Source organism: Leeuwenhoekiella obamensis (assembly GCF_055391795.1).
Genome location: NZ_AP029251.1, coordinates 1,584,954 through 1,601,187 on the forward strand (window position 1 = coordinate 1,584,954; position 16,234 = coordinate 1,601,187).

Consider the following 16,234-nt stretch of genomic DNA (forward strand, 5'->3'; position numbering starts at 1 on the left):
CTATGCCATACCGTAAAGATACGGGCTTGCCCTGTATTTTAACGTTACAAAATCGGTTTAATTATGTGGTTGTTAAAGGTGTTTTTTTAACATACACTGTTTATAAGGTAAGATACTGAAGCACAAACAGAAGAGCTTTGTTTTATTTTTCCATAATTAGGCAAATAGCAGCTGTGTCTTTTTGCTCAAAGAACTTCACAACCTTCATCAAGAAGTTCACTAGCTTACTTTTTGGAGAGATTATTTTTTTGGCTACAGCCAAAATAACACCATCACGATCTCGTATAGATCTCTCTTTATCATGCGCATTATGAAACTCATTTGCAAATAGCCAAGCGCCATCTCGCGCAATATTTATACTAAAGGAAACTACTTTGTCTTCTTTGCCTTTTGTGAGTTTTTCAAACAGACTGAACATGGGAGAAACCTTCTTTATCTTGTCTTTTACACCGGCCACCATACTAGCAAGGATCTCATTTATTTTATTAAAATCATCCTCAAAATCGGCTAGATCATTATCAGCCATTGTTTGAGAAGCTGCGATACCAAGATCAAGATTGATATGCGCATTGATACCCAATAACAAATGCTGAATGATCAACAAATTTTTATGGTTCACAGCCTCAAAAGCTTCAAACCAACTTTGTGTGCATGCCTCGCCAGCACGATAAGAAGTGTGCGCATCAATGTATCGTTTTGCAAAGATCACATCTAGTTTTTCCATACGCGGGCCGTTGCTAAACTCGTTGTTTGCAATTCCCTCTTTTACACGCACGGTCACCGCTTTATAAAGAATAGGAAAGAAAACAAGACAGGAAGATCGTTGCTTTTCGGCAGTAATGATGAGATTAAGATGAGTAATTACATCATCAATTGTGTTTAGAGACATGTTTAGATTGGTTAGTTTACAGAAGCTAAAATATTGAATATTTGCATTTTGACTACATAAAACACAACATTAAACATCTTACAGAATTTCTCTTTTAATAAAATGCTATAAAGACTTATCTTGGTGAAGATTTTTCTGACGGCCCCGTAATGAAATCAAAAATTCTAAAAAATAGATATATCTACAGCGTGATCATCGCTATTGCTGTGCTTGTTTGCAATCAAATATTTATACAATATTGGCTTGCAAAGAAGGATCAGGATGCACGTGTGATAAACATCGCCGGCCGCCAGCGTATGTTGAGCCAAAAGATAAATCTAGAATTTTATCGCATCAAGAATAATGAAGGTGATATCAACCATTTGAATGATCTTTTTGCTCAATGGCAAAAAGCACACAACGCCCTGCTAGAAGGAGATAAATCGCTAGATCTTGAGCCCATTGAAAACAATAAGGTAATTGACATTCTACATTACCTTGAGCCAGAGATCAAAAATGTAAGCGAATGGCTTTCAGCAAGCGATATCACCACGCTGAATTACACAAACATCAACAAGAATCAGGAAGAATTTCTTTTTCAGATGAACAATGCCGTGAATCTTCTCGAGAAAAATTCACATTCAAAACTTAGACTCATCGTCTCTACCGAAGTCTTACTCATGTTGATCTCCATTCTTGTGATCATCTTAGAAGTACGATTTATATTTCTTCCTTTTGAGAAGAAAATGATTAAAAACATCTCTAGCCTTTCGGCGAAAAATAAGCAGCTACGAGAGATCGCCTGGCAGCAAAGTCATGAAGTAAGAAGACCTTTGGCGAATGCCAAAAGCCTTATAGAAATTATTAAAAAAGATAAATCTGCCAGTCCTGCCGAAAAAGAAAAGTATATCAAATTACTCTCTCAATCTATAGACGAGCTTGACGAAGTGGTAACCTCGATAAATGCAAATACAGAGGAAATTTAAGAGCTAGTATAGACCCTATTTTCTTGCTCTGCTACTCTGATAAAGGTTGTTCTTTTTGTCAATTCTTTAAGTCGGCTAGCGCCCACATAGGTGCAGGTACTTCTAATACCACCCAGAATATCTTGAACCGTTGCTTGCACCGCTCCGCGATAAGGAACTTCTACTGTTTTGCCTTCGCTAGCACGATATTCTGCAACGCCGCCCACGTGCTTTTCCATAGCTGTAGACGAACTCATACCGTAAAATAATTTATACTCTTTACCGTCGCGCTCTATTCTTTCGCCTCCGCTTTCGTCATGACCTGCAAGCATACCGCCTATCATCACAAAATCTGCTCCCGCCCCAAAGGCTTTTGCAATATCTCCCGGGATAGAGCAACCGCCATCGCTAATTATTTGGCCACCGAGCCCATGCGCAGCATCTGCACACTCAATAATCGCAGAAAGCTGTGGATAACCTACACCTGTTTTTACTCTTGTGGTACAAACACTACCTGGGCCGATACCAACTTTTACAATGTCTGCCCCTGCAAGAAGTAATTCTTCTACCATCTCGCCAGTAACGACATTTCCTGCGATGATCACTTTGTCTTTAAATTGAGAGCGTGTGTTTTTTACAAACTCAACAAAATGCTCAGAGTAACCGTTTGCCACGTCAATACAAATAAAACGAAGTTCAGGATGCGCATCGATAAGCGTTCTTAATTTCTCAGAATCCTGCTTACCGGTACCTGTGCTTACTGCGATATATTCTAGCAAAGAAGCATCTACTCCTTTTAAAAACGCGCCCCATTCTTCAATAGAATAATGCTTATGAATTGCCGTGAACATTTTATTTTCTGCCAGAGCTTTTGCCATTTCAAAAGTCCCCACAGTATCCATATTTGCTGCCATGATGGGTACGCCCTTCCAGGCTGTAGCGCCATGTAGAAATTTAAATTCTCGTTCTAAGCTTACTTGAGATCTGCTTTTAAGTGTAGATCTTTTTGGGCGTATCATTACATCTTTAAAGCCTAGCTTTAAATCTTGCTCTATCCTCATAAATTCTTTTGGTATTTGTGTACTAACGAAGTTAGTTCTTGTCTTCTAATAATGGAACGAATCTAAACTCGCCATATTCCATTTTTTCAAATTTTGTTGCAGCGGTGCGCACAATTCTTGTCATTACCTGATGTTCTTTGCCAACGGGTATAACAAGCTTCCCTCCTATTTTCAGTTGTGCTAGCAAGGGTTTTGGGATAAACGGAGCTCCAGCGGTAACTATTATTCCGTCAAAAGGTGCATACTCTGGCATTCCTTTATACCCATCGCCAAAGGTCAATCGCTTTGGCCTGTAGCCCAGCTTTGTGAGAAATTTTCGCGTAAGCTTAAACAACTCATGCTGTCGCTCTATAGAATACACTTTTGCGCCCATCTCGCACAAAACGGCGGTTTGATACCCACTTCCTGTACCAATTTCAAGAATGAGATCTCCTTTGTTGATCTCAAGAAGTTCTGTTTGAAAAGCTACGGTGTACGGTTGAGAAATTGTTTGATCTGCGGCTATAGGAAACGCTTTATCCTGGTATGCGTGATCCTCAAAACTGCTATCCATAAAAAGGTGTCGCGGTATCTTTTTTATCGCATCAAGAACGCGCTCGTCTTTAATTCCCTTTTCTTCAACGGTTTTTGCCAGTAAACGGCGTTTTCCCTGGTGTCGCGTAGTATCCCTCATAGCGCTAAAATAATCAAACTTACCCATAACCAAAACTCAAAACCCTCTTCTAAACTGAATGAGAAATCTTATTTTTACAAAAACGATCAAGATATGCTTAAAGCTGGCGTACTGGGTGCCGGTCACCTAGGGAAAATTCACCTGAAATTGCTAAAACAATCCTCAAAATATGAACTTGTAGGATTTTATGATGCCTCACCAGAGGCTGCAAAAAATATAGAAGCTGAGTTTGGTTACAAATCATTTCCTAGCATGGAGGCGCTTATTGAGGCCTGCGATGTTGTGGATGTGGTGACGCCTACAACTTTTCATTTTGCTTGCGCAGAAAAGGTGATCCAAGCCGGCAAGCATTTGTTTATAGAAAAGCCCATTGCAAACACGGTTGAAGAGGCCGTTAAGATCAGAGAGCTTGCAAAAGAACACGGCGTGCGTGGTCAAGTAGGTCATGTAGAACGATTTAATCCTGCATTTACTGCTGTGAACGATCGCATTGAGAAACCTATGTTTATTGAAGCGCATCGCTTGGCAGAATTTAATCCGCGTGGTACAGACGTGCCTGTTGTACTCGATCTTATGATTCACGATATTGATGCAATATTGAGCGTGGTAAAAAGTCCAGTGTCAAAGGTTTCTGCTTCTGGTGTAGCTGTGATAAGCGATACTCCAGATATCGCAAACGCCCGTATCGAGTTTGAAAATGGTTGCGTGGCAAACCTTACCGCAAGCCGTATTTCTATGAAAAAAATGCGCAAATCTCGTTTCTTCCAGAAGGATGCTTATATCTCTGTAGATTTCTTAGAGAAAAAATGCGAAGTGGTACGTATGAAAGAAGCTCCACAAAATCCCGATGAATTTGCTATGATCTTAGAAAATGCTGAAGGCATTAAAAAACAGATCTATTTTGACAATCCAGAAGTTAATGAGAACAACGCGATTCTTGATGAACTGGAGTCTTTTGCAGATTCTATCGCAAATAATGAAACCCCTAAAGTAAGTCTAGCTCAAGGAACTGAGGCACTACGTGTTGCCATGATGGTGATCGAGGATCTTGAGAAATAGATTTTGGCTTAAAGCCAAATAAAAAATAAACGCATGAAAAATATAACAGTTATTGGCGCCGGCACCATGGGTAACGGCATCGCTCATACATTTGCTCAAAGCCGATTCTCAGTAAACTTGGTTGATATCTCGCAAGGAGCGCTTGAAAAAGGTTTTGCTACCATTAGTAAAAACCTGGACCGTATGGTCGCAAAAGAAAAAATCACTGAAGCTGATAAAGAAGCTACACTAGGAAAAATTACGCTTAACACAAGCCTTGAAAACAGTGTTAAAGAAGCTGATCTTGTTGTAGAAGCTGCCAGCGAAAATGTGCAGATCAAACTTGATCTTTTTAAGAAACTAGACGCTCTTTGTCCTGAAAAAACAATTCTTGCTTCAAACACGTCTTCTATAAGTATTACACAAATTGCCTCTGTCACAAATCGACAGGAAAAAGTGATCGGGATGCATTTTATGAATCCGGTGCCTATCATGAAATTGGTTGAGATCATCCGCGGTTATAATACGACTGACGAGGTGACAAAAACCATTATGGAGCTTTCAGGGCAATTAGGCAAAGTGCCTGTAGAAGCTAACGATTACCCGGGCTTTGTCTCAAACCGCATCTTAATGCCTATGATCAACGAGGCTATTGAAACGTTGTATAACGGCGTTGCTGGCGTAAAAGAAATTGACACAGTAATGATGCTTGGTATGGCGCATCCTATGGGACCGCTTCAATTGGCAGATTTTATCGGACTTGATGTTTGTCTTTCAATTCTAGAAGTGCTTCACGACGGATTCAAAAATCCGAAATACGCTCCGTGTCCATTGCTTGTAAATATGGTGCGCGCTGGTAAAAAAGGAGTAAAAACCGGTGAAGGATTCTACGATTATTCAGAGAGCAGAAAAGCTGAGAACGTAGCGTCACAATTTGCATAGCGCGTGAAGGCATTGTACTTTTTGTTGGTATTTCCGGTTATGGTCTTTTCGCAGCAAAGCGATAAAAAAATACACCGTATTGCAGTACACATAGGCACTGGTAATATCAACAATTTTCTTTTTAACGATGCCGATTACGCTTATCAAGTAGATTTTAGAAAAGTGCAGGTTTATTATCGCTTAAAGCGAAAAAAACTAGCACTTGATCTCCTATTTCAGCCAGAATTTAATACTGCTCACCATGAACTTCTAAATTATTGGTTTGTGGATACAGACGAGGAAAGAGCAGAATTCATGCAAAAAAAGGAAATCAAAGAATACATCATGAATTTTGGCCTTGTTGTAAGTAAAGAAGTCTTGCCATGGCTAGAACTTTATGCGCTGGGAAGTCTAGGTCCGGGCTATTTTGACACACGCTCTGAACGCCTAGCAAAGGGTTTTGCTTTTTCAGATAATATAGCGCTGGGTGTGAATTTGGCTTTCGCCAAAAACATAAGCATTAATATTCAGCCAAGTTTTAGACATGTGAGCAATGCCGACCTCCAGACGCCAAATTCAGGCTACAATTCCCTGAATATTGAGGCCGGTTTAGCGTATGATTTTTAATTTCGCTTTAAGCGTAAAAACAATAACAATTGCCAAAAATACATCCATTTAAAGCTGTAAGACCTACACGTGATAAAGTCTCACTGATCGCTTCACGTTCATACGAAACGTACTCTAGTGAAGAGCGCAAATCTCGCATGAAGGCAAATCCATATTCGTTTTTACACATTGTGAATCCTGGCTACAAGTTTCACAAAGAGATCAATGGTGCAAAGCGTTTTCAGCTTGTTAAAAACAGATATCAGGAATTTAAAGAAGATGGTGTTTTTATGCATGAAGAGCAGTCGTGCTTTTATGTTTATAAAATAATTGATCGCGATTATCAAGAGTTTACTGGCATTATTGCGGCAGCAAGTGTTGAAGATTATGAGAATAATGTGATCAAAAAACATGAAGATACGCTGCAGCATCGTGAAGAACTTTTTAAAGAGTATCTCAAAGTCGTAGGCTTTAATGCAGAAGCTGTTTTGCTTACCTATCCTGATCATGATGGTATTGAGAATATCATAGAAGATGTGATGCAATCGCGCGCTGAATATGAGTTTACAACTACGTATAGAGACACGCATTATTTGTGGCCCATTTGTGACACTGAGCGTGTTGAAAAGATAAAGGCATATTTTGGCGAGATGCCGTCTATTTATATTGCAGATGGTCATCATCGCAGTAGCTCTTCTATGCTTCTTGCTAAGGACTTAAAAGATGAAAATCCTGATCATACGGGTGATGAACCGTATAACTTCTTTATGTCGTATCTCATCCCGGAGTCGCATTTGTCTATTCATGCATTTAGCCGCATGATTAAAGATCTTAACGGTCTGAGCAAAGAAGAATTTCTTATTGCGCTTGACGAAGTTTTTAAGATCGATAATCGAAAACATGAGTTTTATCAGTCAGAGAAAAAACATGATTTCTGCATGTATCTAGACGGAGAATTTTATGAATTAAGCTTACGCCAAAGACACTATGATTTTTCAAATGCGCTAGATTCATTAGATGCACAGATCTTATTTAAAAAAGTGCTAGAACCCATCCTAGGAATACACGATCTAAGAAATGATGCGCGTATTGCTTATGGCAAAGGAAAAAACAACATGATCGCGGTAAAAGAGAAAGTAGATCGTGGTGACTTTAAAGTTGGTTTCTCAATGCTTCCTGCCACTGTGAGCGAGGTAAAAGACATTGCAGACGAGGGTTTAAGAATGCCTCCAAAATCAACCTATATTGAACCTAAATTAAGAAGCGGAGTTACGATCTATGAGTTTTAGATTTTGCGCTAGCAAAACCGTAAATTTGATTTAAAAGACTATACATTTTGAGCATTACAGAAAATCTAAAATCGTATTACAACGAACTTCCAAAAGATGTTACGTTAGTTGCTGTTTCTAAGACAAAACCTAACGAAGATCTTATGGAAGCTTACGAGGCCGGTCAGCGCATTTTTGGTGAGAACAAAGTGCAAGAAATGACCGCCAAGCATGAAGAATTACCTAAGGACATTCAATGGCATATGATAGGTCATTTGCAGTCTAACAAGGTAAAATATATCGTGCCTTATGTAAGTCTCATTCATAGTGTAGATCGCTTGAAGTTGTTTAAAGAGATCGATCGCCAGGCAGAGCGTTTTAGAAAACATGTTGATGTACTTCTTCAAGTTAAGATCGCAGATGAAGATTCTAAGTTTGGTATGCCTATGGCTGAGGCCAAAAGATTCTTTGAAGAAGATCTAGGCAAAAACTATCCGCATCTTACCGTTGTGGGACTTATGGGCATGGCGACTTTTACTGATGACGAGACACAACTGAAAAAAGAATTTAGTTCTCTTAAATCGTTGTTTGATACTTTTGGCGAAAGCCATAACCTTAAACACCTTAGTATGGGCATGAGTGGCGATTATGAGCTTGCCATTGCTTGTGGCAGTAATATGGTGCGTGTGGGAAGTGCGATTTTTGGCAAAAGAAATTATGATTAACTTAAGCCTGATTTTAACCATCAAAATTTAATTATTGACCAAAACGATTTGATGTACGCAATACTCGATATAGAAACTACAGGCGGAAAATACAATGAAGAAGGCATAACCGAGATTGCCATTTACAAGTTTGACGGTCATAAAGTTGTAGATCAATTTATTAGCTTAGTAAATCCTGAGCGCCCTATACAGCCTTTTGTTGTGGGACTTACGGGAATAAACAATGAGATGTTGCGCAACGCTCCTAAGTTTTGGGAGGTTGCAAAACGCATTATTGAGATCACGACAGATTGTACGATCGTTGCGCATAATGCCCAATTTGATTACCGCATTTTAAAGTTAGAGTTTGACCGTTTAGGTTATGATTACCAGCGCAAGTCTTTATGCTCTGTAGAACTTTCGAAAAAATTACTTCCCGGCCAGGCAAGCTATAGTTTAGGCAAACTGTGTAAAAGCCTGGGAATCCCGATGACAGATCGCCACAGAGCAAGTGGTGATGCAATCGCAACCGTAAAATTGTTTAAACTTCTACTTAGCAAAGACACCGAAAAGATAATTATACAAGAAGCCGTTAAACTCAACCCTAAACGGCAAATGGACACTAAACTTCGAGATATTATCGAAGAATTACCCAGCACTTGTGGTGTGTATTACATGCACAATGCTAACGGCAAAGTGATCTATATAGGCAAGGCAAAAAATATAAGAAAACGTATCAATCAGCATTTTACAAGCGATAATCGCAAGTCTAAACAAATGCAAGAAGAGGTTGAAGCGGTGACGTATGAAGAAACCGGCAGCGAACTCATCGCTCTACTCAAAGAGAATGAGGAGATCAAAAAAAATAAGCCAAAACACAACCGCGCTCTGCGCCGCACGATCTTTAAAAATCAGCTAAGCACCTTTGTAGATGATGATGGCTATGTAAATCTTAAGATCGAGTCTGTTACTTCAAAAAAAGATAGTGTTACGACTTTTGGTAATAGCCTTTCGGCGAAAAATCATCTGGAATTTGTAATTGAGGAATATGGCTTATGCCAAAGCAAAACAGGCCTCCAGTCCACCGGCGGGAATTGTTTTAATTATACCATCAAGCAATGTTTTGGCGCATGCCTAGGAGAAGAATCACCTGAGGTTTACAATGAGCGTGTAAACACTTACATCAATAAATACGGCTTTATCAATAAAAGTATGGTGATCATTGATCGCGGTCGTGAAGTTGATGAAAGAAGTTTTGTACTTATTGAAGATGGAACCTTTAAAGGTTTTGGGTTTTACAATCTCAACTTTCAATTAAATAATATTGAAGTGCTTCAAAATCTTGTGATCCCAATGCAAGACAATCGTGATGCAAGACACATAATACAGAGTTATCTTAGAACTAAAAAAGTTCTGAAAACCGTAGAACTAGAAGAAATTAAAAATTGACATCAAAAGCTACATACAACTGGAAAACCAGACTGCATGAAATAATTTATGAGGCAGATACGCCTGCTGGTAAAGCATTTGATGTTGTATTGCTGATCCTTATTTTCTTAAGCATAATTATGGTTATGCTAGAAAGTGTAACAGCCATCAGCACAAAATATGGCGATTATTTCTTTATCGGTGAGTGGATCATAACCATTTTTTTTACCATAGAATATATTTTAAGATGCATCACGATAAAAAAACCTAGCGCTTATATTTTTAGCTTTTATGGTTTTATAGATCTAGTTTCAACCATACCATTGTATTTGTCATTCTTTTTTGTGGGAACGCATGCTTTGTTAACCATAAGAGCATTGAGGTTACTTCGCGTTTTCAGGATCTTAAAAGTTACGCGCTACATAGGCGAAGGAAATCGGCTTGCAAAAGCCTTAAAAGACAGCAAACCTAAGATTCTTGTTTTTCTGTTTGCCGTTCTTATTCTATCTGTGATCGCGGGTACACTCATGTATCTGGTAGAAGGGCCTGAAAATGGTTTTAGAAATATTCCGTTAAGTATTTATTGGTGTATTGTGACGCTTACTACGGTGGGCTTTGGTGATATTGCTCCGGTTACGCCGCTAGGTCAATTTATTGCGATGGTCATCATGATCTTAGGGTATGGTATCATCGCTGTTCCTACCGGCATCGTAAGTGCAGAAATGGCAAAAGGTTCTCCTGAAGGTAATCTTGCGCTCAACACACAATCGTGCCAAAACTGCGGATCGAACAAACATCAAGACGGCGCTAAGTTTTGTCATAAATGCGGACACACACTTCATCATGACTAAAACTTTGATCACGGTTGTAGGTCCCACGGCCATTGGTAAAACGGCTTTGGGAATCAAACTCGCGCAGCATTATAATGCCGAGATCGTTTCGGCAGATTCCAGGCAGTTTTTTAAAGAAATGTGCATTGGTACTGCTGTGCCAGATGAAGATGAGTTGGCTGCAGCCAAACATCATTTTATTCAACACATCAGTATTGAGGATGAGTATAACGTAGGCCTTTTTGAGCAAGAGGCTGTCGCCAAAATTGCTGAGCTTCATCAAAAAAATGATGTTGCGGTTTTAGTAGGCGGTTCTGGTTTGTACGTCAATGCAGTGCTTTATGGTCTAGACAAATTTCCAGATGTAGACGGTGACGTTCGGGAGTCGCTTTCGCGGAAGCGAGATGAAGAAGGTTTTGAAGCTTTACAAACACTACTGAAAGAATTAGACCCTGAGCACAATGAGCGCGTAGATATTAATAATCCGCAGCGCGTTATGCGAGCACTTGAAATTTGCATAGGCACAGGAAAGCCCTATTCCTCATTCTTAGCGAGAAATACTATTAAAAGAAATTTTAATGCTATACAAATAGGTCTTACTGCAGATCGTGAGATCATTTATGACCGCATCAATCGCAGGGTTGACATTATGATGCAAAATGGCTTAGAAGAGGAAGCTAGAAAGGTCTATCCTCAACGTGAGCTTAATGCATTACAAACTGTAGGTTATAAGGAGCTTTTTCAATACTTTGATGGGGAAATTTCTAAAGAAAAAGCTGTAGAAGAAATTAAAAAGAATACACGCCGGTTTGCAAAAAGGCAATTAACGTGGTATAGAAAAGATGAATCGATATTGTGGTTTGATCATAAAACCCCAACCTCTGAAATTCTAGAAGTGATTGATAAAAAAACGTCCCTCTGACCCAAACAAAGGGACGTCTTTATTTACCACTTTATTTTTCTTCTTCCTCTTTCTTTACTACAAGACGGAAACCTTCACCGTGAATGTTAAGAATCTCAACAGTGTCATCTAGTTTAAGATATTTACGCAGTTTTGCGATGTAAACATCCATACTTCTAGATGTAAAATAGTTATCATCTCTCCAGATCTTAGTAAGCGCGAGTTCTCTAGGCATAAGATCATTTTCATGAAGTGCTAATAATCTAAGAAGTTCGTTTTCTTTTGGCGAAAGCTTAATAGGCTCTTCTTCTTTATAAGTAAGGAATCTTAATTTTGAGTTTAAGAAGAAGTTACCGATCTGGAATTCAAATTGCTTGCTATCTGCGATGCTATCTGTAGCCTTACGCATCATGATCGCCTTGATCTTCATAAGAAGAACTTCGCTATCAAATGGCTTGTTCAAATAGTCATCTGCTCCTACTTTGTACCCTTTAAGTACATCTTCTTTCATTGCTTTTGCAGTTAAGAAAATGATAGGCACATCTTCATTTTTTTCTCTGATCTCTTTAGCTAGCGTAAAACCATCTTTGTATGGCATCATTACGTCTGCAATAACTAGATCAAAATCATCTTTCTTGAACTTTTCAAAACCTTCCATACCGTTCTTGGCATGAGTTACGTCATAATCGTTCATTGAAAGATAATCTTTCAATACTGTTCCAAAGTTTGGGTCGTCTTCAACCAGTAGGATTTTCTTGTTTTCTGTTTCCATGAGTTAAGATATTAGTGGTAATTTAATTATAAATGTGCTGCCTTTACCTACTTCACTTTGCACCCAGATATCACCAGAGTGATCTTCTACAATGCGTTTTGCGTAAGCAAGACCTAGACCGTGTCCTTTTACATTATGGATATCTCCTGTATGTTCACGGTAAAATTTTTCAAATACTTTTTTCTGAACGCCTTTTGTCATTCCATCGCCTTGATCTTTGATCTTAAGCAGGATGAAGTTCTTAAGGTTCTCTGTATATATATCGATCTTAGGAGTATCGCTAGAATATTTCACAGCGTTATCCAGAATATTCACAATTACATTTGTGAAGTGTGTTTCATTTGCAAGAACTGAAGATTTTACAGCTCCTAGATGTGTTTTTATATAACCGCCTCTATCTTCTACGATAAGTTCTACATGCGTTATTGCATCTTCTACTAGATCGTGTAGTTTGAGACGTTCTTTTTTAATGTCAAGTTGGTTTTTCTCTAATTTAGAAATACGCAACACATTTTCTACCTGTGCGTGCATTCTCTTATTTTCTTCACGTATCATCCCCATGTATCTATTAAGAAACTCAGGATTACCGCTTACTTTAGGATTTTTTATTGCGTCAAGCGCCAAATTTATTGTTGCGATAGGCGTCTTGAATTCGTGTGTCATGTTATTAATAAAGTCTGTCTTGATCTGCGAGATCTGACGTTGCTTTATCAACTGCTGTAACGCACTGCTGTAAGCCACTACTATAATGAGTGTAAACAAGATGCTCAAACCTCCCATTACAACCACTGAGGAGATCACAAACTTTTTCTCACCAGGAAAACGAGCCCAAAGTTCATAATCGTTATTACCATCACCATCTACAAAAAGCGGTTCGCTAAACGTGTTCTTAGGATTCTCTATATCAAAACCTTCACTTCTAACGCTTGTTGCAAGATTGTTGCTATAAATGGCATATTCAAATTCTGTATCCATATCACGCTCAGCAAGCTCCATCGTCATAAGACGCTCAATATCTGCTTTGCTCACACGATTTGAAATAGGGATCTTTCTTGTAGTCTCTAGAATAAACTGCTGCAGACTGTATTTCTCAAAATCCTCTAGATTATTGTATCTAACAAATTGTGCTCTTCTGTCAACCTGCGTTTTTTGAATTTGATTATTCTCTAAAGCTCTTGTAAGTTTGCCTTTGCCTTGCAGATATTTATTAAACTTCACGCTATCCATATCAAAATCTAGAATAGGCGCAGTTAATTTATAATCTTGATCTGCTATACTATTACGATAGATATAGTTGTCACTGGTAAGAGAATCTTGAGGACGAACGAATAGTTCGTAAAAAGTAATATTATCTATAGAACCTAAACTATCGCGCAACTTTAAAATGGGAGTGTACAAACGCTCGAGCTCGTTATTCTGCAATTTAACCGCCGTAGATTTTAAAACCTGATTAGCGTTAAATGCAAACTGCCCGCGTTTTGTCTCGATACTGTTTGATATCCAGTAACCTTGAACAAAGATGATCCCCATAAGCGAGAGACTCATCAGCACCACCAGAAGCACAAATAATTTTTTGTTCATGCTCCAAATGTATGATTTTAACATTTACACGAGCGGTGGTTTAACCAAATGTTAACATCGGCAGCCTATGTATTTATGCGCCTTGACAAGATTTTAACATTTATTTCCTCAACCTTTTTCCGGGAGTTTTCAAGGGTGATATTCTCTATGATAAAGTCGGCTAAAGGACGCTTTTTTTCATCACTCCATTGATTGGCAATTCTCGCTAATACTGCGCTTTTTTTAACATTTTCACGCTTCATCACACGTTCAATTCTGGTGTCTTCAGGAGCGGTTACAAGTATGGTAAAATCAAACTTTTTTTGCAGGTCATTTTCAAAGAGAATCGCTACTTCTTGAATTACATATTTAGCATTTTGGGCAGCGACCCATTCTTCAAAATTTTTGCGCACCGCAGGATGAACAATTGCATTTAACCGATGAAGGAGGTCTTTATTCTCAAAAACCTGATCAGAAATAAACTTTCTATTTAAAATATCATTGATGTAGGCTTGGGAGCCAAAAAGTTTCTCAACCTTTTCTCTCACCACTGGAGTATGCATGAGCTTTTTTGCCTCGTCATCGGAGTGATAAACGGGAACACCAAGCTCTTTGAAAAAACCCGCAATAGTAGTTTTTCCACTGCCGATGCCGCCAGTAAGACCTACGATCATCATTTTACCAGTAAGTATTGTATTGTCTTTTCGCGTAAGCGCACATCTCTTACAAAATCTGGGTGCGCTACGATCTTAGGCGTAATTGTGGTTGTAGTGCTATCGATCTCGGCAAAATCACATACTACTTTAAATTCATTGATCTTAACGCGTTCGTAATCTTTGAGATTTACGTTGAAGATAAGGTTCACACGCTTCGGGAAAATCTTTGCCGTCACACCACTAGGAACATTGATGATCTGCAGCGGAATCTCAATATCACCTTCGGTAAATTTATCTACCTCAAGATCCATTAAGACCTTATTAGGTATGATCTCAATGCTGCTGTTTTTCACCGTGAGTGCAACACTGTCTTCTTGACTAGACTTGATCTCTTTAAATTGTATAAGATCAGAATTTACGGCTTTGAGCTTGTCGAGATCACTTTTTGGTCCCCGAACCAAAACCGTATCTGGATCAAGAACAACGCCCTTGAGACTACCATAACCGGCCGCAAAAGAAATCTCTGAGTTGATCTTTACAGGCACGCGCTTCTCGTAATTCTCATCAAGCACAAAAAATATTGTGTCTGGCGTTATACTGCTGATCTCGCTATCTATCAAACTGCCGCCTAATCGTGCGTTATTTGCATCAAAAGCATAGAAGTATTTACCGTTCTTTGCACGCTTAATTCGCGAAAGATCTACCTCATATTCTTGATCAGATAGTTTATATTTTAAATATTCATAGCCAGTGGCACGGCCGCTAACTTGAATCTTATCTGCACTATACGATTTTAAGATCTTGTCCTCAGGAGTGTTCACTAAATGCACAGGAACTTTGACCGTGTAGGTAAACAGTTTGTTGAGTTTTACAAAAAGAGAAACGCAGGCAGTAAGCACAAGAATCAGTAGAAAGATCCTAATATTTGCGTTGTTTAGCTTCTTTTTTGTTTTTGACATAGCAAGATTACTCTTCTGTAAAATTAGTCAAAAAATAGGTGAGGGAATTTCTCTTTAGGTTCCTTTTTAAGCCAACGAATTGCTAAAGTTGACTGAAAAAATGCGATCCCATATCCAAAAAATTGTACAAATACAGCGACTAGAACTTGTAAAGCGATAGTTATTTTTTTGGTTTTCACCAAAGCGCCTCCGGCTAGTAAGATAAAATACACTGCAAAACAAAGTAGTGGCCAATAGATAGAGAATGCCGCAAAAACGATCGCCCCTATAAATGCGAGACAAAACAATGTAGGAAACCAATACGTCAGCTTTGCCGTGCCCTCATGCCACGAGCTGAGAATAGGTCTAACTAAACCAAATTTTCTCACTTGCTGATAAAACTTCTTCCAAGAAATACGACGTTTATGAAAAACCTTTGCCTCAGGAAACAATCTAGAACTGAAACCTTGCTGCCACAATCTAAATGTGAGATCAGGATCTTCTCCTGGGTGAATTTTCCCAAAACCTTGTGTAGCTTTAAAAGCAGATTTTGAGATGCCCATATTAAAACTGCGCGGCTGAAATTTATCTACGCCCTTTTTACCACCTCGTATTCCGCCAGTGGTTAAAAACGAAGTCATGGTAAAGTCAATAGCTTTTTGCAAGTCTGAAAAAGACTCATCTGCGGCGTCTGGCCCACCAAAAAAATCTACATACTTCGAGATTAATTCCTTTTCTACTTCTTGCAGATAATTTTCAGGGAGAATGACGTCACTGTCTAGAACTATAAAATAATTTCCTTTGGCTCTAGCCATACCATAATTGCGCGATGGTCCGGGTCCTGAGTTTGCTTTTTCAAAATAAGAAATAGGCAGCGCGCTGTAGTTTTCTACAATGGTTCTAGAAGAAATGGTTGAACCATCTTCTATAAGAACGATCTCATAAGGTTTGTCATAATCCAGACGAGAGAAGCTCAGGAGAAGTTCGTCAACCTCTTCTGGTCTATTATAAACGGGAATTATGAAAGAAAAATAGAGTTCCATCT

At 38.8% G+C, this 16,234-nt stretch carries 17 protein-coding genes; 9 read left to right on the plus strand and 8 right to left on the minus strand.

The features are described 5' to 3' along the window. Positions 1 to 142 precede the first annotated feature (142 nt). On the minus strand, positions 143 to 889 hold the full coding sequence (locus ACZ5L8_RS07050) for a DUF5995 family protein (RefSeq protein ID WP_464440554.1): 747 nt from the start codon (positions 887 to 889) through the stop codon (positions 143 to 145). A gap of 149 nt (positions 890 to 1,038) precedes the next feature. Between ACZ5L8_RS07050 and ACZ5L8_RS07055 the strand changes: the two genes are divergently transcribed. Further along, positions 1,039 to 1,854, plus strand: coding sequence for a type IV pili methyl-accepting chemotaxis transducer N-terminal domain-containing protein (locus ACZ5L8_RS07055; RefSeq protein WP_464440555.1), 816 nt, complete (start codon positions 1,039 to 1,041; stop codon positions 1,852 to 1,854). Here the strand turns inward: ACZ5L8_RS07055 and ACZ5L8_RS07060 are convergent. After that, positions 1,851 to 2,894 carry a GMP reductase gene (locus ACZ5L8_RS07060; RefSeq protein ID WP_464440556.1) on the minus strand — a complete coding sequence of 348 codons (1,044 nt, stop codon included), beginning with the start codon at positions 2,892 to 2,894 and terminating at the stop codon, positions 1,851 to 1,853. The two genes, ACZ5L8_RS07055 and ACZ5L8_RS07060, sit on opposite strands and share 4 nt — an antisense overlap. A 31-nt stretch (positions 2,895 to 2,925) precedes the next feature. Beyond that, entirely contained in the window at positions 2,926 to 3,567 is a 642-nt protein-coding gene (locus ACZ5L8_RS07065; RefSeq protein ID WP_464440557.1) for a protein-L-isoaspartate(D-aspartate) O-methyltransferase, read from the minus strand. A 93-nt stretch (positions 3,568 to 3,660) separates the two neighbouring features. Between ACZ5L8_RS07065 and ACZ5L8_RS07070 the strand changes: the two genes are divergently transcribed. From ACZ5L8_RS07070 to miaA, 8 genes are read left to right on the plus strand one after another with little or no spacing between them, the layout of a single operon-like run. Next, entirely contained in the window at positions 3,661 to 4,626 is a 966-nt protein-coding gene (locus ACZ5L8_RS07070; RefSeq protein ID WP_462598083.1) for a Gfo/Idh/MocA family protein, read from the plus strand. A gap of 33 nt (positions 4,627 to 4,659) precedes the next feature. Further along, a complete protein-coding gene (locus ACZ5L8_RS07075; protein ID WP_464440558.1) occupies positions 4,660 to 5,547 on the plus strand; it encodes a 3-hydroxybutyryl-CoA dehydrogenase in 888 nt (295 codons plus the stop codon). A 3-nt stretch (positions 5,548 to 5,550) separates the two neighbouring features. Continuing rightward, positions 5,551 to 6,153: an acyloxyacyl hydrolase gene (locus ACZ5L8_RS07080; RefSeq protein WP_464440559.1), complete on the plus strand. Its 603-nt coding sequence runs from the start codon at positions 5,551 to 5,553 to the stop codon at positions 6,151 to 6,153. 29 nt (positions 6,154 to 6,182) lie between these two features. Next, positions 6,183 to 7,421 (plus strand): DUF1015 domain-containing protein, encoded by a 1,239-nt coding sequence (locus ACZ5L8_RS07085; RefSeq protein WP_464440560.1) that lies wholly within the window; start codon positions 6,183 to 6,185, stop codon positions 7,419 to 7,421. A 47-nt stretch (positions 7,422 to 7,468) separates the two neighbouring features. Continuing rightward, positions 7,469 to 8,125: a YggS family pyridoxal phosphate-dependent enzyme gene (locus ACZ5L8_RS07090; RefSeq protein ID WP_464440561.1), complete on the plus strand. Its 657-nt coding sequence runs from the start codon at positions 7,469 to 7,471 to the stop codon at positions 8,123 to 8,125. A 51-nt stretch (positions 8,126 to 8,176) separates the two neighbouring features. Then, the gene (locus tag ACZ5L8_RS07095) at positions 8,177 to 9,553 is read left to right on the plus strand and encodes an exonuclease domain-containing protein (RefSeq protein WP_464440562.1); all 1,377 of its coding nucleotides are present in this window, start codon (positions 8,177 to 8,179) and stop codon (positions 9,551 to 9,553) included. Next, positions 9,550 to 10,383 (plus strand): ion transporter, encoded by an 834-nt coding sequence (locus tag ACZ5L8_RS07100; protein WP_464440563.1) that lies wholly within the window; start codon positions 9,550 to 9,552, stop codon positions 10,381 to 10,383. Before ACZ5L8_RS07095 ends, ACZ5L8_RS07100 begins: the two co-directional genes overlap by 4 nt. Continuing rightward, positions 10,376 to 11,284, plus strand: a complete 909-nt coding sequence (miaA, locus tag ACZ5L8_RS07105; RefSeq protein WP_464440564.1) for a tRNA (adenosine(37)-N6)-dimethylallyltransferase MiaA — start codon at positions 10,376 to 10,378, stop codon at positions 11,282 to 11,284. The genes ACZ5L8_RS07100 and miaA overlap by 8 nt, the downstream gene beginning before the upstream one ends. Before the next feature lie 31 nt (positions 11,285 to 11,315). Here the strand turns inward: miaA and ACZ5L8_RS07110 are convergent, their stop codons facing one another. From ACZ5L8_RS07110 to ACZ5L8_RS07130, 5 genes are all read right to left on the minus strand, one after another. Continuing rightward, complete coding sequence (locus ACZ5L8_RS07110) at positions 11,316 to 12,035, minus strand: response regulator transcription factor (protein WP_462598076.1); 720 nt, start codon at positions 12,033 to 12,035, stop codon at positions 11,316 to 11,318. A 3-nt stretch (positions 12,036 to 12,038) separates the two neighbouring features. Further along, the gene (locus ACZ5L8_RS07115) at positions 12,039 to 13,616 is read right to left on the minus strand and encodes a sensor histidine kinase (RefSeq protein ID WP_464440565.1); all 1,578 of its coding nucleotides are present in this window, start codon (positions 13,614 to 13,616) and stop codon (positions 12,039 to 12,041) included. 65 nt (positions 13,617 to 13,681) lie between these two features. Then, positions 13,682 to 14,272: a dephospho-CoA kinase gene (gene coaE, locus ACZ5L8_RS07120; RefSeq protein ID WP_464440566.1), complete on the minus strand. Its 591-nt coding sequence runs from the start codon at positions 14,270 to 14,272 to the stop codon at positions 13,682 to 13,684. Beyond that, positions 14,269 to 15,210: a CdaR family protein gene (locus ACZ5L8_RS07125; protein ID WP_464440567.1), complete on the minus strand. Its 942-nt coding sequence runs from the start codon at positions 15,208 to 15,210 to the stop codon at positions 14,269 to 14,271. Before ACZ5L8_RS07125 ends, coaE begins: the two co-directional genes overlap by 4 nt. A gap of 23 nt (positions 15,211 to 15,233) precedes the next feature. Further along, the gene (locus ACZ5L8_RS07130) at positions 15,234 to 16,232 is read right to left on the minus strand and encodes a glycosyltransferase family 2 protein (protein ID WP_464440568.1); all 999 of its coding nucleotides are present in this window, start codon (positions 16,230 to 16,232) and stop codon (positions 15,234 to 15,236) included. Positions 16,233 to 16,234: the final 2 nt, after the last annotated feature.

What these genes read in the sequence shown, in the direction of transcription:
- ACZ5L8_RS07050 (WP_464440554.1), bottom strand. Translation starts at nt 889, where the DNA reads ATGTCTCTAAACACAATTGATGATGTAATTACTCATCTTAATCTCATC.
- ACZ5L8_RS07055 (WP_464440555.1), top strand. Translation starts at nt 1,039, where the DNA reads ATGAAATCAAAAATTCTAAAAAATAGATATATCTACAGCGTGATCATC.
- ACZ5L8_RS07060 (WP_464440556.1), bottom strand. Translation starts at nt 2,894, where the DNA reads ATGAGGATAGAGCAAGATTTAAAGCTAGGCTTTAAAGATGTAATGATA.
- ACZ5L8_RS07065 (WP_464440557.1), bottom strand. Translation starts at nt 3,567, where the DNA reads ATGAGGGATACTACGCGACACCAGGGAAAACGCCGTTTACTGGCAAAA.
- ACZ5L8_RS07070 (WP_462598083.1), top strand. Translation starts at nt 3,661, where the DNA reads ATGCTTAAAGCTGGCGTACTGGGTGCCGGTCACCTAGGGAAAATTCAC.
- ACZ5L8_RS07075 (WP_464440558.1), top strand. Translation starts at nt 4,660, where the DNA reads ATGAAAAATATAACAGTTATTGGCGCCGGCACCATGGGTAACGGCATC.
- ACZ5L8_RS07095 (WP_464440562.1), top strand. Translation starts at nt 8,177, where the DNA reads ATGTACGCAATACTCGATATAGAAACTACAGGCGGAAAATACAATGAA.
- miaA (WP_464440564.1), top strand. Translation starts at nt 10,376, where the DNA reads ATGACTAAAACTTTGATCACGGTTGTAGGTCCCACGGCCATTGGTAAA.
- ACZ5L8_RS07110 (WP_462598076.1), bottom strand. Translation starts at nt 12,035, where the DNA reads ATGGAAACAGAAAACAAGAAAATCCTACTGGTTGAAGACGACCCAAAC.
- ACZ5L8_RS07115 (WP_464440565.1), bottom strand. Translation starts at nt 13,616, where the DNA reads ATGAACAAAAAATTATTTGTGCTTCTGGTGGTGCTGATGAGTCTCTCG.
- coaE (WP_464440566.1), bottom strand. Translation starts at nt 14,272, where the DNA reads ATGATGATCGTAGGTCTTACTGGCGGCATCGGCAGTGGAAAAACTACT.
- ACZ5L8_RS07125 (WP_464440567.1), bottom strand. Translation starts at nt 15,210, where the DNA reads ATGTCAAAAACAAAAAAGAAGCTAAACAACGCAAATATTAGGATCTTT.
- ACZ5L8_RS07130 (WP_464440568.1), bottom strand. Translation starts at nt 16,232, where the DNA reads ATGGAACTCTATTTTTCTTTCATAATTCCCGTTTATAATAGACCAGAA.